Origin of the sequence: Streptomyces sp. NPDC058295 (assembly GCF_042880655.1) — a bacterium.
Lineage (GTDB): Bacteria > Actinomycetota > Actinomycetes > Streptomycetales > Streptomycetaceae > Streptomyces > Streptomyces coriariae.
Window position 1 is genome coordinate 152,735 of sequence record NZ_JBHVYO010000003.1, and the last position, 18,810, is coordinate 171,544.

9 protein-coding genes and 2 pseudogenes are annotated in these 18,810 nt (G+C 73.1%); 9 read left to right on the forward strand and 2 right to left on the reverse strand.

The features are described from left to right. Positions 1–113: 113 nt before the first annotated feature. The 4 genes from lanKC (at position 114) to ACFVYS_RS04790 (ending at position 7,079) form a co-directional block, all read left to right on the forward strand. Complete coding sequence (gene lanKC, locus ACFVYS_RS04775; RefSeq protein ID WP_389498850.1) at positions 114–2,765, forward strand: class III lanthionine synthetase LanKC; 2,652 nt, start codon at positions 114–116, stop codon at positions 2,763–2,765. An 89-nt stretch (positions 2,766–2,854) separates the two neighbouring features. Next, positions 2,855–2,971 carry a SapB/AmfS family lanthipeptide gene (locus tag ACFVYS_RS04780; protein WP_020128989.1) on the forward strand — a complete coding sequence of 39 codons (117 nt, stop codon included), beginning with the start codon at positions 2,855–2,857 and terminating at the stop codon, positions 2,969–2,971. Between the two features lie 125 nt (positions 2,972–3,096). After that, positions 3,097–4,875, forward strand: a complete 1,779-nt coding sequence (locus ACFVYS_RS04785) for an ABC transporter ATP-binding protein (protein ID WP_389498852.1) — start codon at positions 3,097–3,099, stop codon at positions 4,873–4,875. Continuing rightward, a complete protein-coding gene (locus ACFVYS_RS04790; protein WP_389498854.1) occupies positions 4,872–7,079 on the forward strand; it encodes an ATP-binding cassette domain-containing protein in 2,208 nt (735 codons plus the stop codon). The genes ACFVYS_RS04785 and ACFVYS_RS04790 overlap by 4 nt, the downstream gene beginning before the upstream one ends. Here ACFVYS_RS04790 and ACFVYS_RS04795 read toward each other — a convergent pair. Continuing rightward, positions 7,002–7,526, reverse strand: a pseudogene (locus ACFVYS_RS04795) (LuxR C-terminal-related transcriptional regulator); the annotation flags it as partial. The gene ACFVYS_RS04790 and the pseudogene ACFVYS_RS04795 overlap by 78 nt on opposite strands. Before the next feature lie 316 nt (positions 7,527–7,842). Between ACFVYS_RS04795 and ACFVYS_RS04800 the strand changes: the two are divergent. Beyond that, positions 7,843–9,998, forward strand: a pseudogene (locus ACFVYS_RS04800) (SpoIIE family protein phosphatase). Between the two features lie 72 nt (positions 9,999–10,070). Here the strand turns inward: ACFVYS_RS04800 and ACFVYS_RS04805 are convergent. Next, positions 10,071–11,591 carry a S1 family peptidase gene (locus ACFVYS_RS04805; RefSeq protein ID WP_389498856.1) on the reverse strand — a complete coding sequence of 507 codons (1,521 nt, stop codon included), beginning with the start codon at positions 11,589–11,591 and terminating at the stop codon, positions 10,071–10,073. 1,026 nt (positions 11,592–12,617) lie between these two features. On the opposite strand from ACFVYS_RS04805, the gene ACFVYS_RS04810 reads away from it, so the two are divergent. The 4 genes from ACFVYS_RS04810 (at position 12,618) to ACFVYS_RS04825 (ending at position 18,790) form a co-directional block, all read left to right on the forward strand. After that, positions 12,618–12,833, forward strand: coding sequence for a type A2 lantipeptide (locus ACFVYS_RS04810; RefSeq protein ID WP_389498858.1), 216 nt, complete (start codon positions 12,618–12,620; stop codon positions 12,831–12,833). Between the two features lie 86 nt (positions 12,834–12,919). Beyond that, complete coding sequence (locus tag ACFVYS_RS04815; RefSeq protein WP_389498860.1) at positions 12,920–13,726, forward strand: HlyD family efflux transporter periplasmic adaptor subunit; 807 nt, start codon at positions 12,920–12,922, stop codon at positions 13,724–13,726. Further along, positions 13,723–15,945: an NHLP family bacteriocin export ABC transporter peptidase/permease/ATPase subunit gene (locus ACFVYS_RS04820; protein ID WP_389498862.1), complete on the forward strand. Its 2,223-nt coding sequence runs from the start codon at positions 13,723–13,725 to the stop codon at positions 15,943–15,945. Before ACFVYS_RS04815 ends, ACFVYS_RS04820 begins: the two co-directional genes overlap by 4 nt. A 1-nt stretch (position 15,946) precedes the next feature. Then, on the forward strand, positions 15,947–18,790 hold the full coding sequence (locus tag ACFVYS_RS04825) for an NHLP bacteriocin export ABC transporter permease/ATPase subunit (RefSeq protein WP_389498863.1): 2,844 nt from the start codon (positions 15,947–15,949) through the stop codon (positions 18,788–18,790). Positions 18,791–18,810 lie beyond the last annotated feature (20 nt).

Here is an 18,810-nt window from a genome sequence, read left to right on the forward strand (position 1 = left end):
TCTTTACGCGTGCGTTCCGCACAGGGATGTCGTGACAGGCGTGACTGTCCACGACCCCCGTCCGCTTGCGAGTCTCTTGGCCTGGCCACGAAAAGGGCCACGGAAGGGGACGCATGGACAAGCGGTACGAGGTGTACGCGCTGGCGGACGCGCACTTCTACGAGACGCCCGACCGGCTGACCGGCGACGGTCCCGCTCCGCAGTTCGACACGGCGTGCCGCCCGGTCCCCGAGGGCTGGACCTCGGCGCGGATCGGCGACTGGCTGACCCTGACGCCGCTCGACGCGGACGGCTCCCCGGCTCCGGGCCCCGCCCAGGGCTGGAAGATCCACGCCTCGGCCACCCGGGCGAACGCGGAGCGCATCGCGTCGATCGTGTGGGACTACTGCGTCCCGCGCCGCGTCCCGTTCAAGTTCGTGCCGGGCCCGCACCTGCTGCATCTGCGCAACACCAAGTACGCGGGCCGCGACACCAGCGGCAAGTTCGTCACCGTCTACCCGTCCGACGAGGGGCAGCTGCACACGGTGCTGCGCGAGCTGGGCGCGCTGCTGGAGGGCTTCGAGGGCCCGTACATCCTGACCGACCTGCGCTGGTCCGACGGCCCGCTCTACGTCCGCTACGGGGCGTTCGCCCGCAGTTTCGTCGTCGACGACCGGGGCTCGCTGGTGCCGGCGGTGCGCGACGGCGCGGGGACCCTGGTCCCGGACCGGCGGGCGCCCTCCTTCCAGGTGCCGGAATGGGTGACCCTGCCCCCGTTCCTGGAGCCGCATCTGGCGGCCCGCAACACGACGACCGTGGGCGAACTGCCCTACCGCATCGAGAAGGCGCTGCACTTCTCCAACGGCGGCGGGGTCTACGCGGGCACCGACACCCGGGACGGGCGCAAGGTGGTCCTCAAGGAGGGCCGGCCGCACGCGGGGCTGGCCTCGGACGGGGCCGACGCGATCACCCGGCTGGAGCGGGAGAAGCGGGCGCTGGAGGCGGTGGCCGGGACCGGCGTGGTCCCCGAGGTACGGGACTGGTTCACCCTCGGCGACCACCGCTTCCTGGTCATGGACCTCGTCGAGGGACGGCCGCTCAACTCCTTCTTCGCCGAGCGGCACCCGCTGCTCTCCCCCGACCCCGATCCGCGGGCCGTCGACGCCTACACGGCGTGGGCGGTACGGATCCACGGGGCGGTGGAACGTGCGGTGCGCAAGGTGCACGAGCGCGGGATCGTCTTCAACGACCTGCACGTCTTCAACATCATGGTGGCGCCGGACGAGGAGTCGGTGTACCTGATCGACTTCGAGGCGGCGGCCCCCGCCGGGGAGAACGGCCGCCAGGTCGTGGCGCACCCCGGCTTCTTCGCGCCGCCCGACCGCCGGGGCGCCGACGTCGACCGGTACGCGCTGGCCTGCTTACGGCTGTCCCTGTTCCTGCCCGTCACCACGCTCTTCGTGGTGGACCGGGGCAAGGCGGCCCATCTGGCCGAGGTGATCGCCGAGCAGTTCCCGGAGGTACCCAAGGAGTTCCTGGACGGGGCGGTGGCGGAGATCACCCGCGACATCCGCACCGACGGGCCCGCCCCGGACGGCGGCGGGTCCGGCACGCCGGTGCGGGTCGCCGCCCGGGTGCCGTCGGCGCCCGCCTTCCGGGTGGAGCCCGGTGACTGGCCGCACAGCCGTGACTCGATGGTCAAGGCGATCCTCGCGTCGGCGACTCCGGAACGCGACGACCGGCTCTTCCCCGGGGACGTCGCCCAGTTCTCCGACGGCGGCGGTCTCGGCCTGGCGCACGGCGCGGCCGGCGTGCTGTACGCGCTGGCGGCGACCGGCGCCGAACGTCACGACGACGGCGAGCGCTGGCTCCTCGACCACACCGCCCCGGCCCCGACGGGCACCCCGCTCGGCCTGTACGACGGCCTCGCGGGCGTCGCCCACGTACTGGACCTGCTGGGTCACCGGCAGCGGGCGCTGGACCTGGTCGACGGCATCCTGCGCGAGCGCTGGCAGAACCTCTCCTCGGACCTGCACGGCGGGCTGGCCGGACTGGGGCTCGTCCTCGGCGACCTGGCGCGCCGGACGGGTGAGCCGGCCCTCCGCGAGCGGGCCGCCGAGGCCGCGGACATCCTCGTACGACGACTCGCCGAACCGGTGCCGGACACACCCCGGCGGCGGCGGGCGGGGCTGCTGCGGGGCGCGAGCGGACCCGCGCTGTTCCTGCTCAGGCAGTACGAGCGGACCGGCGAGCGCCGCTTGCTGGAGGCGGCCGGCATCGCCCTGCGCCGGGACCTGGCGGTGTGCAGCGAACGCGAGGGCGGCGCGCTGGAAGTCGACGAGGGGTGGCGGACCCTGCCGTATCTCGGGGACGGGAGCGTGGGGGTCGGGGCCGTGCTCGACGACCACGCGGCCCATGCCGAGGACGCCACGGGCGAGTTCGACCGCGCCCGCGCCGGCATCCTCATCGCGGCCACCTCACGCTTCTACGCGCAGCCCGGTCTCTTCCAGGGCCGCGCCGGGATGATCCTGCACCTCGCCCGCACCGGCACACCCGGCGCCACCCGGAGCCGGCTCGACGAACAGATCGCCGCGCTGGGCTGGTTCGCGATGCCCTACCAGGGCCAACTCACCTTCCCCGGACACCAGATGATGCGGCTCTCGATGGACCTCGGCACCGGCACGGCGGGCTGTCTGCTCGCCCTCGCCGCCGCCCTCGACCCGGACGGCACGGGCGCCACCGCGCACCTGCCGTTCCTCCCGCCGCCGCACCGGCGGCCCTCATGACGCGGCTCCGCGCCAAGCGACGGAGCCGTGACGCAACCCGTCCCCACGGGACGTGACATCCCACCGATGAACCGATGAGAGGACACACCATGGCCCTGCTCGACCTTCAGACGATGGAATCCGACGAGCACACCAGCGGCGGCGGCAACAGCACCGTGAGCCTGCTGTCCTGCATCAGCGCGGCCAGCGTTCTGCTCTGTCTCTGACCCGCGGGACGCGCGCGACGCGCTGAACGCTCCGGGCGGTCCGCTCCCCAGGGAGGGGGCCGCCCGGTGCCCGTCCCCCCAGGACTGCGACACCTCCGACACCTCAGAGGAAGCGCGGGAGCAGGATGCCGATGGACCGGACGACCGGTGAGCTGCTCGGCGCGGCCACCCGGCACAGCGGATCCCGCTGCCTGGCCCTGGCTCTGGTGAGCGTGGCGTCGACCGGCGCCCAACTGCTGCTGCCCGCGGCCCTCGGCCGGGCCCTGGACCTGCTGCTCACCCACTCCCCCGCGACCCGCTGGGTGCTGTGCTGCACGGCCCTCGCCCTGCTGCTCACCCTCCTCGACGCCTGCGAGACCGTCCTCGGCGGCACCCTCGACGCCCGGACCACCGCCTTCCTGCGCCGCCGGGTCACCGGCCACGTCCTGGCCGTGGGCCCGCGCGCCACGGCCCGTTTCGGCGCCGGGGACCTCGTCGCGCGGGTCGTCGGCAGCGCCGCCCAGGCCGGTAAGGCGCCCGGCGCCCGCGCCGCTCTGCTGGCCGCGCCGGCCGGCCCGGTCGGCGCCGTGGCGGCGCTGGCCCTCATCGACCCCTGGCTCGCGGTCGTCTTCCTGACCGGTGCGCCGGTCCTGACCCTTCTGCTGCGGTCCCTCGCCCGGGGCACCTCCGCGTGCGTGGCGGACTACCAGCGGGCGCAGGGGCGGATCGCGGACGCGCTCACGGAGGCGGTCGGCGGGGCCCGCACGATCCGCGCGGCGGGCACGGCGGACCGGGACACCGCACGGATCCTGCGGCCGCTGCCCGAACTGTCCCGGGCGGGCCGGCGCATGTGGCGGGTGCAGGGCCGGGCCGCCGCGCAGGCGACCGCGGTGGCGCCCCTGCTGCATCTCGCGGTCGTCGCCGTCGCGGGCCTCCTGCTCACCCGGCACCGGCTGTCGCCGGGCGACGTCCTCGCCGCGTCGCGTTACGCGGTGCTCGCCACCGGCGTCGGCGTGCTGGTCGGACAGCTCTCCGGCCTGGTCAGGTCGCGCACGGCGGCAGCCCGCCTCGGCGAGGTCCTCACCGAACCGGCTCCCCCCTACGGCGACCGCCGCCTGCCACGAGGCGGCCCGGGCCGGCTCGAACTGCGCGGAGTGACCGCCCGGCGCGGTGACCGTACGGTGCTGGACGGCGTCGACCTGGTGGTACCGGGCGGGACGACCCTGGCCCTCGTGGGCCGCTCGGGCGCCGGCAAGTCACTCCTGGCCGCGCTGGCGGGCCGGCTCACCGACCCGGACGCCGGCGAGGTCCTGCTGGACGGCGTGCCGCTGCCGTCGCTCCCCCGGGCCGAACTGCGGGCCGCGATCGCCCAGGCCTTCGACCGCCCGGCCCTGCTGGGCACGACGATCGAGGACACCGTCTCGCTCGGCCACGCCTCCCCGGCCCGGGTCCGGGAGGCCGCCCGCACGGCCTGCGCCGACGACTTCGTCCGCCGCCTGCCCGACGGTTACGCCACGCCCTGCGCGGACGCCCCGCACTCCGGCGGCGAGGCCCAACGGCTCGGCCTGGCCCGCGCGTTCGCCCACGGCGGCCGGCTCCTCATCCTCGACGACGCCCTCTCCAGCCTCGACACGATCACCGAACGCCAGGTCACCCGGTCCGTGTTCGGCCGCTCCACGGCCGCCACCCGCCCCGCCACCCGCCTCGTGGTCGCCCACCGCGCCTCCACGGCCGCCCGTGCCGACACGGTGGCCTGGCTGGACGGGGGCCGGGTGCGGGCGGTGGGGACGCATGCACAGCTGTGGCGGACGGCGGGGTACCGGGCGGTGTTCGGGACGGCCGAGGAAGCCGGCGCCGGTGCGCGGACGGATGCGACGGCGGATGCGCGGGCGGAGGCCGAGTCCGGCCCGGGGGCGCGGCGATGAGCCGGGCGGCCGACGCGGACGGGCTGGGGGCCAGGGGACTCCGCTTTCTGCTGGGCCGTCGGCGGGCCCTGGCCCGGTTGACGGTCTGGTCGGTGCTGGAGACCGGGCAGACCTTCCTGCTCGGCTACGCCTTGGCGCGGGCGTTGGACGACGGGTTCCTGGCCGGGCGGGCCGAAGCGGGACTGTGGTGGCTCGCGGTGGCCGGGCTGGGGGTGCTGGTGGGCGCGTACGGGACCGGGCGGGTGTACGGGGCGGTCGCCGCACTGGTGGAACCGCTGCGGGACCGTCTGGTCACCCGGGTGGTGCGGCGGGGCGTGCGGGAGGCGGACGGCGGGGCGTTGTCCGGGCTCACCCAGCAGGTGGAGATCGCGCGGGACAGCTTCGCGGGCCTGGTGATGGTCTCGCGCTCGTTCGTGTTCACGTCCGCCGGCGCTCTGGTCGGCCTGTTGGCGCTCGCGCCGCAGCTCCTGCTGGTCGTCGTACCGCCGCTCGCCGCCGGCGTGGGCCTGTTCGCGGTGACCCTGCGTCCGCTGGCCAGACGGCAGGAGGCGTTCCTCGCCGCCGACGAGGCTCTGGCGGGGCACATGGGCGTCGTCTGCCCGGGGCTCAGGGACGTCACGGCATCCGGCGCGGAGGACCGGATCGCCCTGGACACCGGCGCCCTCGTCGACACCGAGCTGCGCGCGGCCCGCGCCCTGGCCCACTGGGGCGTGGCCCGGGTGGCGTGCCTGGCGCTCGGCGGCCATCTGCCCTTGGTCCTGCTGCTGGCCGGCGCTCCCTGGCTCCTTGACCACGGCGTGACCCCCGGCGCCCTCGTCGGCGCCCTCGCCTACGTCACCCAGTCCCTGCTCCCGGCCCTGACCGCCCTGGTCCACGGCCTGGGCACGAGCGGCTCCCGCCTGACGGTCGTCCTGCGGCGGCTGGCGCCGCGCGGCGAGGCACCGGCACTCCCGGCCGACGACGGGGACCGGACGGCGGCCCGGCACCACCGGCTGCCCGACCCCCGGCGACCGACCGCCGCACGGCGACCGGCAGGCACGGACCCGGCTCTGCCCCGGAGCCGGCCCCGTGAAGCACCGGGCCACTCGTCCGCCGGCCTGCGCCCGCACACCGACCAGCGTCCGCGCACCGGCCACACCCCGTCCACCGACCGTGCCCGGCCGGGCGCGACCCCGCAGGGCCCTCCCCTTCGGTCCGCCCCTCCGGTGGTCCCGCCGAGCCCGGCGCCCCCCGCGCTCTCGCTGACCTCCCTCACCTTCGCCTACGGTCCCGCCTCGGCACCGGTCGTCGACGGCCTCACGCTCACCCTGCCCATCGGGGCGCGGCTGGCCGTCGTCGGTCCTAGCGGGGTCGGGAAGTCCACGCTGACCGGGCTGGTCGCCGGGCTGCTGGAGCCGGTGCGCGGGGAGATAAGGATCTGCGGCCGGCCGGTGCCGAGCAGCGACGCGGCGGCCCAGCGCGTGCTCATCCCGCAGGAGGCGTACGTCTTCAGCGACACCCTCGGCGAGAACCTCACGCATCTGCGGCCGGACCCCGTGCCCGAGGAGGAACTGCTCGCGGCGGCCGAGGCGGTCGGCCTGACCCCGCTGCTCGACGCGCTGGGCGGACCGGCGGCGAGGGTGGATCCGGCAGCGCTGTCGGCCGGCGAACGACAGTTGATCGCCCTCACCCGCGCCTACCTGTCGCACGCCCCGCTCGCCCTCCTCGACGAGGCGACCAGCCACCTGGACCAGGAGGCGGAGGCCCGGGCCGAGCGCGCCTTCGCCGCCCGGCCGGGCGGCACCCTGGTCGTCGTCGCCCACCGCATCAGCTCGGCCAGGCGCGCCGGCCGGGTGCTGGTCATGGACGGGCCGCGGACCACGTACGGGACCCACGACGAGGTGGTGCGGCGCTCTGCCCTGTACCGCGATCTCGTCGGCGGCTGGGAGCAAGCCGGTGAAGCAGCAGGGGAAGAAGCCGGGGAAGGAGCCGGCGAAGGAGGAACGGAAGGGGACTCAGGGAGGCCGGCGGACTCGGAGGAAGCGGGACGGCCGGAGGACGGCTCAAAGCCAGCCCTGCCCCTGGGAGATACGGATGGCGTCGACCCGGTTGCGGGCGCCGGTCTTGCGGGTGATCGCCGCCATGTAGTTGCGCACGGTCCCGTGGGACAGATGCAGGTTCCCGGCGATCTCCGCGACGGAGGCGCCCTCGGCGGCGAGGGTTAACACGCTGAGCTCCCGACGGGTCAGCGGCATCTCGGCGGCCTTGAGGAAGCCGAAGCCCAGCGAATCATTGACGAAACGTTCCCCCTGGGCGACCTTCCGGATGCCGCGCAGCAACTGCTCCGGCGTGCCCGCCTTGTCGACATAGCCGAGCGCCCCCGCCTCCAGGGCCCGTTTCAGCAGGCCAGGCCGGTTCGCACTGGCGAGGACCAGTAAGCGGGGCGGCACCGGACCGCCGCCCCGCGGGCATAAGTCGCCCAGTGGTGGGAGGCCGTAGGCGTCGGAGCAGTCGAGATCCGCCGCGCACACGTCCGGACGCACCGCCCCGACGCGCCCGGCCGCGCTGCGCCAGGGGACGTCCTCCACCCGAAGATCGGGTTCCCGGGACAGCCATTGCGCGAGGACCGATCTGACCAGACACGCGTCGTGCACCAGTAGTACGCGGATCACTGCCGCCCCTTCAGCTCTCGCCGTACGCCGGTTCCGTGGTGTTGTCCGTGCTGTCGTTCTTGGTGTCGTTCGTGGTGTTGAACGCGTGCCCATTCTTCGGCTCCGGCACCTTTTCTCAGCGCGAAGATCCGGCCATCGGGATGCGCGGGGGCGCACGCGGGGCGCCCGTACGCGGTCGCGCGCTTCGACCGAGGGGGCATGAGGGTGGTCCGACGGGGTAGGGGGCGACCCTCGGCGGGCGTGTCGCTCGCCGTGCGCGCCGGGCCGCCAGGGGGCAGATTTGGAGCCTGAGGCTCGCGCGGCGCCGGGCGAGGAGGTGGTCGCCGTGTCGGACGGGCAGATGTCGTCCGGTCAGGCGCCTGCAACCGAATGGGCGCCGGTCGAACAGCCGCTGCTCTCGCTGTCGCTGACGTCGATGATGGACGCCGTGGCGCGCACTCGGGTGCCGTGTACCTGCGTGCGGGCGACGAGCCGCTGCTGGAGATGGCGGTGATGGCGGGGCTGCCCCGGTCCTTCGCGGCCCCCTGGGAGCGGGTGGGGCTGAGCGCGCCGATCCCGGTCGCCGAGGCGGTGCGCGAACGGCGGCTGGTGTGGGTCGGCGGGGTGGAGGACATGGCCCGCCGCTATCCGCGGATCGCCGTCGTGCTGCCCTATCCCTTCGCGCTGGCCGCGCTGCCGGTGCTCACCGCGACCCGGGTGTACGGCGCGGTCTTCGTGACCTGGCCCGGCTCGCACCCGCCGGACCTGTCCGACCGGGAGCGCCAGGAGCTGACGGCGGCCTGTGAGCGGCTCGCGCTGCGGCTGGAACGCGCCGCGTCGAAGAACCGTTCGGTGCGGGCCGAGACCGATCCGCTCGACGCGGGCCCGCTGGGCGGCGTCGCCGACACGCTCGGCACGATCGAGGCGGCACGGATGGTGTCGCGGCTGCCGTACGGAATGTGCTCGCTCGACGTGAGCGGGCGGGTCGGGTTCGCCAACGAGGCGGCCTCCGAGCTGCTCGGTGTCCCGGTGGGCGGCCTGCTCGGTGCACAGCTGTGGGCGGCGGTTCCCTGGCTGAACGATCCCCTGTACGAGGAGCGGTACCGGGCCGCGCTGCTCAGCCAGGAGGCGACCTCGTTCGTGGCGCTGCGCCCGCCCTCGCAGTGGCTGTCGTTCCGGCTGTATCCGAGTACCACCGGGATCAGCGTGCGGATCAGCCGGGCCCGGGCGGTGTCGGAGATGAGCCCGACCGGTCCCCGCTCGGAGGACGCGCCGACCCGGCTGGTGTCGATGTCGCAGGCGCTGAGCATGGCCGGGGCGCTCACCGAGACGGTGAGCGTGCAGGACGTGGTGGGGCTGGTGGCGGACGAGATCGCGCCGGCGGTGGGCAGTCAGGCGCTGGCGCTGCTCGGCGCGCGGGCGGGGCGGCTGCACGTGCTCGGGCACCACGGGTACCCCGACCCGCATGTCGTGGAGCGGTTCGACCGGACGCCGCTGTCCTCGCCGACGCCGGGCGCGCACGCGGCCGCCCATGGCGTCCCGGCGTTCTTCGACTCCCGGCAGGACCTGGAACGGCTGTACCCGGCCCGGCACGCCACGCCCGACGGGTTCGCCGCCTGGGCCTTCCTGCCGTTGATCGCCTCCGGCCGCCCGGTGGGCGCCTGCGTGCTGGCCTACGCCGAACCGCACACGTTCTCCACGCACGAGCGCGCGGTGCTGACCAGCCTCGCCGGGCTGATCGCCCAGGCCCTGGACCGGGCCCTGCTCTACGACGTCAAACACCAGCTGGCGCACGGGCTCCAGGCGGCGCTGCTGCCGCACTCGCTGCCGTCGCTGCCCGGGATCGAGGCGACCGCCCGCTATCTGCCGGCCACCCGGGGCATGGAGATCGGCGGGGACTTCTACGACCTGGTGCCCTCGCACCCGCACGCGGCGGCCGTGATCGGGGACGTGCAGGGGCACAACGTGACCGCGGCCGGGCTGATGGGCCAGATCCGTACCGCCGTCCGCGCGTACACGACGGTGGGGCAGGAGCCTGCGGAGGTCATGCGCAGCACCAACCGGCTGCTGATCGACCTCGGCTCCGACCTGTTCGCGAGCTGTCTCTACCTGCGGCTGGATCCGGCCCGGGGGCGGGCCGTCATGGCCCGGGCCGGGCATCCCCCGCCGCTGCTGCGCCGGGCGGACGGCCGGGTGCGCGTTCTCGACCTCGCGGGCGGTCCGCTGCTGGGCATCGACGCCTCGGCGACCTATCCGACGACGGAGGTCGAGCTGACCGACGGCTGTGTCCTCGCCCTCTACACCGACGGGCTCATCGAGACGCCGGGGGTGGACATCGAGGACGCGGTCGCCGACCTGGGGCGGCGCCTCGGCGAGGCCGGGGACCGTCCGCTCGCGGAGCTGGCCGACGAGCTGGTGGGTCCCTACGCGGCGGCGGACGAGCGGCGGGACGACGTGGCGCTGCTGTTGCTGCGGGCGCGGGGGAACGCCTGAGGGCCGCCGTCGGGCACAGACACGAACGGTCCGACCCCCGCCGGAGGGTCGGACCGTTCAGCTGATGCAGGATCAGTGCGACTCGGTCACACCCGAGCCGTCCTGCGCGCCGTTGTCGTTCTGGTCGTGGCCGTTGGCGTCGGCGTTCTCGTCCGCGCCGCCGACGGCGTTCTCGTCCGCGCCGCCGACGATGGCCTCGCCGGTGTTGTCGTCGACACCGTCACCGTTCTCGTCCACCGCACCGGCACCGGCCTCTTCGCCGCCGCCCTCGATGGCCTCGCCGGTGTTGTCGTCGACACCGTCACCGTTCTCGTCCACCGCACCGGCACCGGCTTCCTCGCCGCCGCCCTCGATGGCCTCGCCGGTGTTGTCGTCGACACCGTCACCGTTCTCGTCCACGGCGCCCGCACCGGCCTCTTCGCCGCCCACCGCGTCACCGGCGCCGATGCCGCCGTCGCCGAGGGTCGCGCCGACCGCCTCGAGCGCGGTGGTCACCGGCTGGAAGAAGGTCTCGCCACCGACGGTGCAGTCGCCGCTGCCGCCCGAGGTCAGGCCGATCGCCTGGCCCTCCTGGGTGAAGAGCGAGCCGCCGCTGTCGCCGGGCTCGGCGCAGACGTCCGTCTGGATGAGGCCCGTGACGGTGCCCTCGGGGTAGTTCACGGTGGCGTCCAGGGCGAGGACCTGACCGTCGTTGAGACCGGTGGTGCTGCCCATCCGGAAGACCTGCGTGCCGACCGTCGCCTCGGCGGCCTCGGTGATCGCGAGGGTCTGGTCGCCGAGGTTGACCTCGCTCGCGGCCACGGTGGCGGGGTCGTCGTACTTCACGAGCGCGAAGTCGCCGTCCCCGGGGAAGGTCGCCTGGTCGACGGTGGCGATCGGGTCGCCGTCCTCGGAGTCGGACCACTGCTCGGCCGCGACCCCGCAGTGACCGGCCGTCAGGAAGGCCGGGGAGCCGTCGCCCGCCGTCACGTTGAAGCCGAGGGAGCAGCGTGCCCCGCCGCCGAATATCGCGTCGCCGCCGGCGACCTTCGTGGTGAAGGTGCCGGCCGACTTCTGGATCGTCGCCATGCCCGCGCCGAGGGTCTTGACGGTCGACTCGACCTGGTCCCACTTGGTGCCGGTGACCGTGGAGTCGGCGGTGACGAGGATCTTGTTCGTCTTGGGATCGACGGCCCAGGCGGTGCCCGGGACGGTCGCTTCCTTCTTCAGCGTCTTCGCGGCCGCCTCGAGTTCGGCGGTGCTGTTGTCGACCTGGCGGATCTTGGCGCCCGCCTTCTTGGCCTGCACGATGACCTGGTTCTCGTCACCGTCGATGTTGATGTCATCGCCCTCGACGTTGACGACGTTGACGACGAGTTGCTTGCCCTCGCTGTCGTAGTACGAGCCGGCGAAGGCGTCGCCGAGCAGCTTCTCGAGCTGTGCGGCGAGATCCGAGGCGTCGCCCGCCTTGAGCGTCTTCACCGTGGCGGCGTTGTCGGAACCGCCGTCCTGGGAGGCGTTGGCCTGGGGAAGCAGGATGGCTGCCGCTCCGAGCGCAGCCACACCGCCTGCGGCGATGATGGCCTTACGCTTCGTAACTCGCTTGTGACTCAAAAAACTCGACCTCCTGGGGGACGGGGTCTGGCTGCCGGGGTTCGGCAGCTCCGTACAGCGGCGCCTGGTTGGCCATGAGTACGCAGGGGTCGAGGGGTGCGTTCAATCGCGTTTGCCAACTTCCTTTGCTCAAACGTGAATCGGCCATGACCGGAGTCCGACCTCGCGACCCCGGGAACAATCGCCCATATGACGATGACGGCCGCCGAAGGCGACAAGATCCTTTCGGTCGGCCCGGTGCTCCGGACGCTCACTCCGGGCCTGTTCACCGAAGTCACCCAGGGGCACCGCCGGTTCGGCGAATTCCCTGGTCAGGGGCGTCGAAACGGGAGGGCGACGGACCGCCGGGGGAGCTACCGACGGCGGCCACGGGCAGGGCTGACGCGATCGCCGCCCCGGTCGTCCACGGGACCCCGGAAGGAGGAAGACGGTGCGGCGGCCGACTTCGTTCCGGCCGGCGGTGACCGATTCGGATGTCCTGAACCGAGCGGTACCGACGAAGCCCGGCCCATGAAAGCGGTTGCGGATCTGTGCGTCAGCTATGTGCCTCGTCGGCCCGCCCTTCACGGATCGACACGCCCCGCGGTCGAGTGATCACGTTCCGTTCAGATCCGCGGGTCGAATCCCCGCTTCAGAGAATCTGCACATCGAATGCCCAAGCGGGTCACCGCGAGCAGGGGTTCTGCACAACTGCCCGGCGCCCGACACGCCTTTGGTGCGGGAGTGTCGGATTCGCCGCGAGAGGGCCGGCCGCTCATCCGCGCAGATCCCGCCCATCGTGTGAAGAAGTCGCCGACAAGCAGTGGGCGCGCCTGCACCGTTTCACGCTCCCGTGACACAAGTTCCCAGGTGAACGCGGTGATTGATTGGCTGCGCCGACCGCGGACCTGCTTTGATCCAACGCACCGCAGGGTCATCGCGGTCTCCCGGAAACGGGGGCCCGGTGCCCGTGCTCGCGGCCGTCATCTGTCCCCAGAGGGGGCCGCTCCCCCCTTATGAGATATCCATGTGAAGGGAAGTTCCACCATGAACTCCACCCCCCAGGTTGAGACCGTCGAGATCTCCGACGCCGAGCTGGACAACGTCTCCGGCGGTCTGTCCCTGAACGCCGTCGGCTCCGTCACCGGCCTGGTGGACGGCATCGCCCCGGTCTCCGGCCTGGTCAACACGGCCGTCGGCACCGTCGAGGGTGTCACCGGCCTGAACACGGCCCCGGTCACCAACCTGGTCGCCGGTCTCTGATCGCACCTTTCGTGACCCCTTTGAGTCCCGGAGCCGTCACCCGGCTCCGGGACTCATCGGCGCCCTGAAACTCCCTAGGTAGGCCCGTGCAGTTCCGCCAACAGGCCCTCGCCAAGCTCCAGTCGCCGGAGGAACTCGACCTGCCGGTGCGTTTCGCGCGCCCCCAGGGCTGGCTGGTGCTGTCCGTGACCGTGGTCGTCATGGCGGCCGCGTCCGTGTGGGCGGTGACCGGTTCGGTCGCCTCCACGGTGAGCGCGCCCGCCGTCCTCACCCACGGCGAGGGCAGCTACATCCTCCAGAGCCCCGCCGCGGGCCAGGTCATCGCGGTCCTGGCGAAGGAGGGCGAGCGGCTGCCCGCCGGCTCGCCCGTACTGAAGGTGCGCACGCCCGACGGCGACGCCGTGGTGCGGACGGTCGCCGCGGGCCGGATCACCGCGCTCGCCGCCACCATCGGTCAGATCATCTCCACCGGCGCGAACGTCGCCGCCGTCGAGAAGGTCGCCGACGCCGACGACCCGCTGTACGCCACGGTGTACGTCCCCGCGGAGAACGCCGCCTCCATCCCGTCCGGCGCGGCCGTCGACCTGACCGTACAGACCGTGCCCTCGCAGGAGTACGGCGTACTGCGCGGCCATGTGAAGTCGGTGGACCGCGCGGCCCAGTCGGCGCAGGCGATCGCCGCCTTCCTCGGCGACAGCCAGCTGGGCGAGCAGTTCACCGAGGACGGCCGCCCGGTGGCGGTCCTGGTCCGCCTGGACAGGTCCTCGGCGACGAAGAGCGGCTACCGGTGGTCGTCCGCGGACGGGCCGCCGTTCGCCCTCACCTCCATGACCATGGCCACGGGTTCGATCCGGCTGGCCGACCAGCGTCCCGTCGATTGGCTGCTCCCGTGACCACCACCGAGCAGCCGCGGACCCGGCGGCGTGCCGCACCGCCCCGACGCACGGTTCCCAAGAGCCGGACGAAGACCGTCCGCACGCCCACCGTGCTCCAGATGGAGGCCGTGGAGTGCGGGGCGGCCTCGCTCGCGATGGTCCTCGGGCACTACGGCCGGCACATCCCGCTGGAGGAGCTGCGCATCGCCTGCGGTGTCTCCCGTGACGGCTCCCGGGCGAGCAACCTGCTGAAGGCGGCCCGCAGTTACGGCCTCACGGCCAAGGGCATGCAGATGGACCTGGCGGCCCTCGCCGACGTCAGATCGCCCGCGATCCTCTTCTGGGAGTTCAACCACTACGTCGTCTACGAGGGCCTCGGCCGTCGCTTCGGCCGCCGGGGTGTGTACATCAACGACCCCGGCAAGGGCCGGCGTTTCGTGCCGATCGAGGACTTCGACGGCAGCTTCACCGGTGTCGTGCTGGTGCTGGAGCCGGGCGAGGACTTCGAACGGGGCGGTCGCAGACCGGGTGTGCTGGGCGCGATGCCGGCCCGGCTGCGCGGCACCGCGGGCACCCTGCCGGCGGCGGTGCTGGCGAGTCTGCTGCTGGTGCTGGTGGGTGCGGCCGTGCCGGCGCTCAGCCGGACCTACATCGACATGTTCCTGATCGGACGGCAGACCTCGCTGCTGGGGGTGCTGTTCGTCTCGATGGGCACCTGCGTGGCGCTCACGGTGGCGCTGACCTGGCTCCAGCAGGCCAACCTGCACCACGGCCGGATCATCTCCTCGACGCTCTCCAGCGCCCGCTTCCTGCGCCATCTGCTGCGGCTGCCGGTCACCTTCTTCTCCCAGCGCAGCCCGGCCGACCTCGTCCAGCGGCTCCAGTCGAACGACGCGGTCGCCGAGACGCTGGCCCGCGATCTGGCGTCGGCGGGCGTGGACGCGATCGTCGTCGTCCTGTACGCGGTCCTCCTCTACACCTACGACCCGCAGCTGACGGCCGTCGGGATCGGCGTGGCGCTGCTGAACATCGTCGCCATGCGGATCGTCATCCGGCTGCGCGCGACCCGGACGGCGAAGCTGCGCGCGGACAACGCGCGGCTCACCAACACGGCTTACACCGGGCTGCAGTTGATCGAGACGATGAAGGCGACCGGCGGCGAGGAGGGGTACTTCCGCAAGTGGGCCGGACAGCACGCCACCACGCTGGAGGAGCAGCAGCGGCTCGGGGTGCCGAGTGCCTGGCTGGGCGTGGTCGCGCCGACGCTCGCGACGCTCAACAGCGCGCTGATCCTGTGGATCGGCGGCATGCGGGCGATCGAGGGCCATATCTCGGTGGGTCTGCTGGTCGCCTTCCAGGCTCTGGTCACCCGTTTCACCGCCCCGCTGACCCGCCTCAACGGGGTCGCGGGCCGCATCCAGGACTTCGCGGCGGACGTGGCCCGGCTGAAGGACGTGGAGAACTTCCGCGCCGACCCGCTCTACGACCGCCGCGCCGGCGGGGACTCCACGCGCCGACTGCGCGGTCATGTCGAGCTGGAGAACATCACCTTCGGTTACAGCCCGCTGGACAAGCCGCTGCTGACCGGCTTCGACCTGACCGTCGGACCGGGGCAGCAGGTGGCGCTGGTCGGCGGCTCGGGCAGCGGCAAGTCGACGGTGTCCCGGCTGATCTCGGGCCTGTACGCGCCCTGGGAGGGCGTAATCCGGGTCGACGGGCAGCGCCTGGAGGACATTCCGCGCGGGGCGCTCGCCTCCTCGGTGTCCTTCGTCGACCAGGAGGTGTTCCTCTTCGAGGGCTCGGTGCGGGACAACGTGGCGCTGTGGGACCCGTCGATCCCGGACGACGCGGTCGTCGACGCGCTCAGGGACGCGGCGCTCTACGACACGGTCGTACGGCGGCCCGGCGGCATCCACAGCAAGGTCGAGCAGGACGGCCGCAACTTCTCCGGCGGGCAGCGCCAGCGTCTGGAGATCGCGCGGGCGTTGGTGCGACGGCCCAGCATCCTGGTGCTGGACGAGGTGACCAGCGCGCTGGACGCGGAGACCGAGCAGGTCGTGATGGACAACCTGCGCCGGCGCGGCTGCGCATGCGTGGTGATCGCCCACCGGCTCAGCACGGTCCGCGACAGCGACGAGATCGTCGTACTCCAGCACGGCACGGTCGTGGAGCGCGGGCGGCACGAGGAACTGGTGGCGCGCGGCGGCTCGTACGCGGCGCTGGTCAGGGAGCGATGAGATGACTGCCGTGTCCGAAGGCGACGTCGTGCTCGCCGCGCTGGGGCAGCTGGGCACGCGGATCGACTGCGCGGGCTTCAGCCGGCTCGACCTGGAAGGGCCGCAGGTGCTGTGGCTGGTCGCGTCGGGCGCGCTGGACCTGTTCGCGGTGGACGCCGAACAGCAGGGTCACTGGCACCACTTGGGCCGACTGGAGGCGGGCGCCCTGCTGCTCGGTCCGGTCACCGGACCCCACCACACGCTCGTCGCACGCCCGTTGCGCGACTGCGTCGTGCACCGCATCGGGCTGCGTGAGCTGTACCAGCCCGCGAACACCCAGACCTGGTCCTACGACGAGTACGGCAACCCGCAGTACGTGCCGCCGACTTCGAGTCCCCTGGAGTACGCGCTCGCCCTCGGCGTCGGCCGCGGTCTGTCGATCCTCTTCCAGGCGCCGATGGCCACCGAGCGGGCCACGGAAGTCACCGACGACGACGTGTTCTGGATGCAGGTGCCGCCGGGCAGTGTGCAGTACGGCTCGCTGTACGGCGCGGAGGCGGCCGCCGACCTGCTGATGGACCCCGCGGTGTGGCAGAGCATGGTCGACCAGCAGTACCGGCTGCTGACCACGCTGGACCGCTGGATCGAGCAGCTGGAGCACACCCACGAGACCCGCACGGCAGCCGGGATCAAGGCCGGTGAGGCGGTCCGCGCCCAGGCCGACCGGACGCTGCTCGCGTCGATCGGCAAGAGCGGCCGGGGCGACAGGAACGGCAGGGGCACGGACAAGCGCGCCACGGCCGCCGACGCCGACGCCACCTACGCGGCATGCCGGCTCGTCGCCCGGGCCGCCGGGATCACCCTCGCCGAACCCTCGCAGCTGGGCGCCGACAGCGACCGGCTGGACCCGGTGGAGCGGGTCGCCCTCGCCTCGCGGGTGCGCGCCCGGGCCGTACGTCTGGACGGCCACTGGTGGCGGGACGACGTGGGGCCGCTGGTCGGGCACCGGGCCCTGTCCGGGGCGCCGGTCGCGCTGCTGTGGCGGCGCGGCGGCTATGTCGCCGTGCACCCGGCGACCGGGCGGGAGACCCCGGTCGAGAAGGCCAACGCGGAGGAGTTCGAGCCGCGGGCGGTCATGTTCTACCGCCCGCTGCCGGAGCAGGGCCTCGGACCCCTCGGCCTGCTGCGCTTCAGCATGCGGGGCACGGCGGGCGACCTGACGAACCTGCTGCTGAGCGGGCTGGTGACGGTGGTGATCGGGGCGCTGGTGCCGATCGCGACCGGCAAGGTGCTCGGCGAGTACGTGCCGAAGGCCCAGCAGGGGCTGATCGTGCAGGTGTGTCTGGCGGTGATGGTCAGCGGCGTGGTGGCGGCGGCGTTCATGCTGCTGCAGAACCTGACCATGCTGCGGCTGGAGGGCCGGATCGAGGCGACACTCCAGCCGGCGGTGTGGGACCGGCTGCTCAGGCTGCCGACGAAGTTCTTCGCCGAGCGTTCGACGGGCGAGCTGGCGAGTGCCGCGATGGGCATCAGCGCGATCCGCCGGCTGCTGGCCGGACTCGGTCCTTCGGTCGCGCAGTCCGTCACCATCGGTGCCATGAACCTGGGGCTGCTGCTCTGGTACAGCGTGCCGATGGCCCTCGCCGCGATCGGCATGCTGGTCGTCATCGCGTCCGTGTTCCTGGCGCTCGGGCTGTGGCAGGTGCGCTGGCAGCGGCGGCTCGTGGTGCTCTCCAACAAGCTCAACAACCAGGCCTTCCAGACCCTGCGCGGGCTGCCGAAGCTGCGGGTGGCGGCCGCCGAGAACTACGCGTACGCGGCCTGGGCGGCGCAGTTCGCGCGCAGCCGGGAGCTCCAGCAGCGCCTCGGCCGGATCAAGAACCTCAACACGGTGCTGGGTTCGGTGTATCTGCCGCTGTGTTCCCTGCTGATGTTCATGCTGCTGGCCGGCCCGGCGCGGGGTGCGCTGTCGGCGGCGGACTTCCTCACCTTCAACACGTCCATGACGATGCTGCTCACCTCGGTGACCTCGTTGACCGGCGCGTTCGTCTCGGCGGTGGCCGCGCTGCCGCTGTTCGAGGAGATCCGGCCGGTGCTGGAGGCGACGCCGGAGGTCCGCACGGCGAACACCCGCCCCGGCCCGCTGACCGGCGCGCTCGAGGCCCGCCGGCTGTCCTTCCGCTACTCCGACGACGGTCCCCTCGTCCTCGACGACGTCTCCTTCGAGGTGCGGCCGGGCGAGTTCGTGGCGATCGTCGGCCCGAGCGGCTGCGGCAAGTCGACCCTGCTCAGGCTGCTCATCGGCTTCGACAAGCCGGTCTCGGGCAGTGTGCTGTACGACGGCCAGGATCTGGCGGCCCTCGACCAGTCGGCGGTGCGCCGGCAGTGCGGGGTGGTGCTCCAGCACGCACAGCCGTTCACCGGCTCCCTGCTGGACGTCATCTGCGGCACCGAGGCCTACACGCCGGAGGAGGCGATGGCGGCCGCCGAGCTGGCCGGCCTCGCCGAGGACATCAAGCGCATGCCGATGGGACTGCACACGATCGTCTCGGGCAGCGGATCGGTCTCGGGCGGCCAGCGGCAGCGCCTGATGATCGCCCAGGCGCTGATCCGCCGGCCGCGCATCCTGTTCTTCGACGAGGCGACCAGCGCCCTCGACAACGAGACCCAGCGCACGGTCATCGAGAGCACCCGCAAGCTCAACGCCACCCGGGTCGTCATCGCGCACCGCCTGTCCACGGTGATGGACGCCGACCGGGTCGTGGTGATGGAGAACGGCAAGGTCGCCCAGCAGGGCCCGCCCGCCCAGCTCCTCGCCGACACCGGCGGAAGGCTGCACGAACTGGTGCGAAGGCAGCTGGCCTAGGCCCCGCCCCGGCCGGTCCC